We start from the raw sequence: 4,622 nt of genomic DNA, 5'->3' as shown, positions 1-4,622 counted from the left end.
GCGTCCTGCCACAAAAACAACATGACTCCGAGCGTGGCGGCGTTGCGACCGTTATGAATGTTACTCGCGGCCCCGGTATCTGACGGCTGCTTGGGCGGCGCGATGGAAAACACCGGGATTGGCCAGTACGCCACTGACTCGCCTGCCGAATGTTTGAAGGCAACGCGGATTTTGATATCTCTGGAGTTTTGTCTGGATCTTAGTGACGCCTTATAGTCCTTGGGATCTCGTGAATAAATCGAAGCAAAGTTGTCGTTTTTCTTTTTGATGAATTGCCAGATCTCCGATTGATGATCCTGATATATCCCCAGCCCCACGCCCCGGATTTCTAGCGCGTAGGTCCGCGCTTGCGTGGCTTGCTGCTCAGCGATTTGTGCGGTGACTTTGGCTTTGTAAGCAGCGAGCCCCGCTTTTTCACTGGCCACGGCTTTGCCCCACCAGTGAACGCTGAAGATCAACAATATCGGGCCCACAACAGCGGCGATCCCCCAGCGCATCACCGGGTTCATGTCAGCGGTTCTCCAACAAGCCTTAGACAGGAAGGGATCCTTAGGCACGACGCGATGGCTCATGGTTTGGGGGCTCCACCGCTGGGGGAACCAAACTTGAAAGGGTCGGCACCTCGGTTCTGGCGGTTTTTCTCTTTACGGGCCTCGCTCGGAGGGCGGATCATTTGTACCGTCAGGCTGCCATCTGCACCGGCGTAGACCACCGCGCTGGCTCCGCAGTCCAGATAACTGGCGATGGTCGCCAGGTTGATCTCCACCAGCGCGCTACTCACCCCTGTGTTGCCCAGGCGCCGCCCGATGTTGTAACCCTCGTCGACATTTCCCAATTCGATGCCATGGCCGTCGGTATTCAAGCCGTGCAAGGCAAGGGTCAGGGCGATTTCAGCTTCTTGATTGTCGGTGGTGTCGTAGAACACACGGACCGGCTTATGCCCTTCGGGCAGGGTATCCAGCGCCTGCAACCAGCCGGCTTGCAGCGCCTTGGCCTGCAATGCCGGTTTGAGCCGCTTGCCGTTTTCGTCCTGCATCGAAACCTTGATCGGGCGGTGCAGGTAGCCCAGCACCGGCGCGGCGTCGAACTCTTTGACCTGGTGCTGGGCCCAGCGGATGGGTAGCCATGGGGAAGGTTCGAACTCTCCGGGGCCGCGGTTGCTGATGGTTTGCCAGAGGGTGGGGAGTTGGGATTGCCAGTAGGCGGTGGACATGGTGCCGGGGGCTAAGGGGTCTTGGGCGCCTTTGGCTCGCTCCGCCTCCTCATACGCCTTCCTGAACTTAGGCGCTTGCTGCCAGTAAAACGCCCACAGTTTGCCCAGATCGGTGTCTTTGTTCTGGTTATCTTCACGTTCATGAGTGGCATAACGGCGGATGTACCGATCCACCCGATCCGAGCGGGTGACCAGCAGCCCGGTCATGCTTTCGTACACCGTGGGGACTACCTGCACGCTTTGCAACCCGGGCGTACCGGGCTTGCGATAGACATCTCGCGTTACATCACCGTCCCGGCTCGCGATCAACGCTTGGGGCACTTGAGGATTGTCATCAAAAAACTGGAACAGTCGCTCGATCATGCCTTGCGCGTGGGTGGTACTTTCATCGTCCTGCCAGAGAAATTGGGTAACTCCCAGAGTCGCCTTATTACGACCTGAGTTAATCAGGCCGGCGGCTCGATAGCCTTTCTCATAGGGATCTGGAGGGCCCAGCGCAAACACTGGAATCGGCCAATATGCGACTGACTCGCCTGCCGAATGTTTGAAGGCAACGCGGACTTTGATATCTCTGGAGTTTTGTCTGGATCTTAGTGACGCCTTATAGTCCTTGGGATCTCGAGAATATATCGAAGCAAAGTTATCGTTTTTTTTCTTGATGAATTGCCAGATCTCCGACTGATGGTCCTGATGAATCCCCAGCCCCACGCCCCGGATTTCCAACGCATAGGTCCGCACTTGCGTGGCTTGCCGCTCGGCGATTTGCGCCACGACGTTGGCTTTGTAAGCAGCGAGCCCCGCTTTTTCACTGGCCACGGCTTTGCCCCACCAGTGAACGCTGAAGATCAGCAGCAAGGGCCCCAAAATAGCGGCGATTCCCCAGCGCATCACCGGGTTCATGTCACGAAGTTCCATATTGAGTTCCTGTGCCTTGATTTGGACAAGCCAGACGAAGCCGATCCAAAGGATCAGCAGTACGCCCGCGATCCAGAGATAGGGTTTAAGAGTTGGTAAGGTTCGGGGGCGGTGTTGAGCATCGCTCATAAGGCACCTCCTTTTTTATCGACGCCGGCAAGCAGAGAAGGTGGCGTTAGCGAGACCAAATCCGAGGACGGAAACTCTCCCTCCTGGTAGTACAAGTAACTGGCTGTCACCAATGCTTGAGCCTCTGCACTGAGACGCGACCAGCCTGATAAGCCTTTAGTATTCAAAAACTGCTCTTCATCCATCTTCCAATCCGCAATCGCCACCAACACCTCGCGCATCCGCGGATCATCAAGGCAATGCGCCTGGCCAATGGCAATGTCCATCGCCGTCACCCAGCGCTGGTTTTCCGGACTGCGCAGGATCGCCGAGTGATAGGAATTGGCCCCCCATTCACGTTGGTCATGCTCCATGCGCGCCCGGGCTTCGCGAGGGGTTTCCTCGCGTTCGTGAAAAGAACTGGTGCGAGTGCGGGCCGCGCCTTTGCGGACGGCGCGGGTGTGGTCCTCCGGGTCTTTAGACAACCCGTTAAACCGCGCCAGCGCTTCCTGCTGCGTGGTGTTGGGCGCGTCATATTCGACGGGCATCCTGATCCACAAAAAGGTCGCGGCGTCTTTGCCAAGTGCGATGCTTTTGGCAACCTCATCGGGTTTGTCCAGGCCGGCAGTGGTCGGGCTGCCCTGGATGGCTTCGCCGCCAAACATCTGCGGCGCATGGGGCGGGTGCAGGGCCTCGGCATTGATCAGGCGTTCCTGGCCTTCGAGAACCGACGCCTGCGAGGCAATGCCCAAGCCCCAGGATTGCCCCGGATAACGGTGCTCGCCGGGGGCGCGAATGAATTCAGGCTGCGGCGGTTTACCCACCAGCACCGGCTCGCCGTCACGCTGGCGCTTGGTCCACAGCCGTTGATAAAAGCCCATCGATTGCAGCGCCATCATCGCCGGTCGCCCATCGGGGGTGGCATCGGGCACACCGTAGGTGCCGATGCCTTGCACATCATCCAGCGCCACGGTGGTGTCGTCGGGGCAAAAATACACATACACCTTGCCGCGATTGTCGCGCTCGGGAAACACCGTGTGGTTGCCGATTTTATCGGGCCGCGAGCCTTGCGTGGGTGACCATCGCGGGCCGCTGCGACCTCCATAGGTCTTGATATCCCTGAGCGCGGATAGCGGAGGCTGCGCATGGGGCGTTTGCGTGACCGCCGTGACGATACCGATCAGCGTGGCGAGGGTGTCATGGTCTTTGGGCGTGACCTTGGGCAGCACACTGTAGGGCGAGTCCACGAGAATGAGGGTGTCGGCGCAGCGCTGGCCCTTGTCCATCAACAGGGCCTGCGCCAACAGGGCGATCAAGGTGCCCTGGCTGTGGCCCATGATGCTGATGGTTTCATCGGGTGATACCCGGCGAATCTCACGGACCAGCATCGCCAGCCGGTGCGCGGCGAACACAAAGTAATGCCGCAGCGGTGCGTTGGCGAAGAGCAGGAAATTGTTCGGGCTCAAACGCTCCACGGCGCCGGTTTTCACGTTGGCCTTGAAGCCCTCGCCGTACATCTCCTGCAGGTTGTTGGTGGCGTTGACGAAAAACCCGCCAGCCTTGGCAAAGTGGCGATCCAGCCGGTTGCCGTGGATATCCTGAAACTGATTGCGCATCCGGAACGGATCGCCGGCGTCATCACGCTTGACGTGGTCCGGCGTTGCCCGATAGCCCCAGTAGAACGGGATCATCAGGCTACGGGTTTTGGGATCGTCGGTGTCGCGTTGATACAGATAAGTGTCAGGGTCGTCGAGCGTAGTTTTCTGATCCGCACTCCGTTCATCAAGCGGTACTTCTTGGGCCTCAGCGTAATCCGCCCCATATCGCCCCGCCTTCAGATCCGGCCGATCCAGTCGTTCATTCACCCCCTGGCACAACCCGGTTTCCACCGACTCATAGGACGCCCCGGGATCATTCACGCCATGCAGGAAAATCACCACCCCCGGCAGGTCAGCGGGTACTTCCAGCTTGCGCACGGTGTTGCAATTGGGCATCAACCGGGTCGTGAGTTGCGCCACGCAGTACATGTCTTCGTGGCTCATTGGCTGCCACCTTTCGGGCCTTTGCCACGCATTGCCGTCGTTTGTGCCTGATGCATCATTTCGCGCTCCACCCGTTCCGCCAGCCCCCTTGAATCCGTTTGTCCTTGCACGGTGCTGCCATCCTCCAGTTTGATTTGGTAAGCGTGGTCGACCGCCAGGCGAGCGCTGTCGTCGTCATGACCGGGGTAGTGAATGGCCAGGCTTTGCGCGGCGGGGTCACGACCGAATGAAGGCACGGTGACACTATCCGTTTTCGGCCCCACCCAGTCATGCTCGCCGGCATGCACAATGGCCTTGCCCTGCGTACCGATTTCGACCCCGCAGCCGATCCTGATGTAGCTGCC

The 4,622-nt window shown here is 59.0% G+C and carries 2 protein-coding genes and 2 pseudogenes; all 4 read right to left on the bottom strand.

The window, feature by feature from the left end:
* Positions 1-512: pseudogene (locus M5G20_RS28465) on the bottom strand (type VI lipase adapter Tla3 domain-containing protein); the annotation flags it as partial.
* Positions 513-568: 56 nt separating this feature from the next.
* On the bottom strand, positions 569-2,257 hold the full coding sequence (locus M5G20_RS28460) for a type VI lipase adapter Tla3 domain-containing protein (RefSeq protein ID WP_273921903.1): 1,689 nt from the start codon (positions 2,255-2,257) through the stop codon (positions 569-571).
* Positions 2,254-4,278: a T6SS effector phospholipase Tle3 domain-containing protein gene (locus M5G20_RS28455; protein ID WP_273921902.1), complete on the bottom strand. Its 2,025-nt coding sequence runs from the start codon at positions 4,276-4,278 to the stop codon at positions 2,254-2,256. Before M5G20_RS28455 ends, M5G20_RS28460 begins: the two co-directional genes overlap by 4 nt.
* Positions 4,275-4,622: pseudogene (locus tag M5G20_RS28450) on the bottom strand (type VI secretion system Vgr family protein); the annotation flags it as partial. The gene M5G20_RS28455 and the pseudogene M5G20_RS28450, both read right to left, overlap by 4 nt.

It is taken from the genome of Pseudomonas sp. TNT2022 ID1044 (assembly GCF_028656895.1).
GTDB classification, from domain to species: domain Bacteria; phylum Pseudomonadota; class Gammaproteobacteria; order Pseudomonadales; family Pseudomonadaceae; genus Aquipseudomonas; species Aquipseudomonas reinekei.
This window is presented reverse-complemented; position numbering and strand designations above follow the sequence as displayed.